The organism is Spirulina sp. 06S082 (genome assembly GCF_034932145.1).
GTDB lineage: Bacteria > Cyanobacteriota > Cyanobacteriia > Cyanobacteriales > Spirulinaceae > CCY15215.
Window position 1 is genome coordinate 1 of sequence record NZ_JAYGHV010000486.1, and the last position, 1,007, is coordinate 1,007.

Below are 1,007 nucleotides of genomic sequence, written 5' to 3' on the forward strand. Positions count from 1 at the left end.
AATGCGGTGGAATAGTGTCGATCGCATTTTTGAGAAATTCATTTCCTTGTAGTTTAGAAAGATTGGGTAAATTATCAAGATTTGCAGTTTCAATTAAGACCTCGGTGACAATAGATTTAGCGAGATCGACATATTTCTGTAAACCCATATCCATTGATTCAAATTTTCGCGTTAGATGGGTACGAATACCGTGAAGATAGTAGGAATAAGTGGAAGGCCAATCTCCAAAATTTCCTCGCATATCTAAAATTTGTTCGATATCTGGCTCTTGTTCTGGAGTTAAAGGAAGTCCTGTATCGGTTTTACAACTCTCAATTGTTATCGCGACTTGTCGTTGAAAATCGTTGTTTTCTTCATTTTGTCGTTCCCAATCAAAATCATAAACCAATTCCTCAAGACTGCGAGCTAATTTTGTCCAGAGGCGATCGAATAAAGCGTCAAAGCGATCGCTATCGTCGAGGGATTCTATTGCCATTCCAGAACTCTCATTTTGTCGTGCTTTTACCAACTCTGCTTTAATTTGCTGTTGCAATTGATTGAGACGATCTTGATAAGTTCTGGCATATTGGTCGTCAAGTGCTTTAATATTAGCTGCTAAATAATCGAGAATTGAATCCAGCACTGCATTTGCTTCTTCCGCATTAGAACAATCTATAATTTCACAACGAACAGTTTTGAGATGTTTCGCTTGATGAGTTGCTTTCAGTGCTTCACAAGCCTGCAGATTATTGTTCCTTCCACAAACGTGATTGAGAATTAAAAAAGAACGATTTTCTAGATTATTTAAGGCTTGATTGGCAGTTTTGTACAGCTCGGTATCTCGTTTTTCCCAAACAAAACGCAACGCATCGGGACGACGAATAAAGAGAACGAGATCGATTTCTTGTCCTAATGTTTCCAAAATTAACTGTTCGTCTCCCAATCTTGTATCTCCCAATCCCGGTACATCAACTAAAGCAATTTTACCTACATCTCGATTGGGAAAAGGACAAAATATCGTCACCGAT

Annotated in this window: 1 pseudogene; it reads right to left on the reverse strand. The window is 38.3% G+C overall.

Annotated features, from left to right (window positions below):
• Positions 1-1,007: pseudogene (locus VB714_RS27240) on the reverse strand (hypothetical protein); the annotation flags it as partial.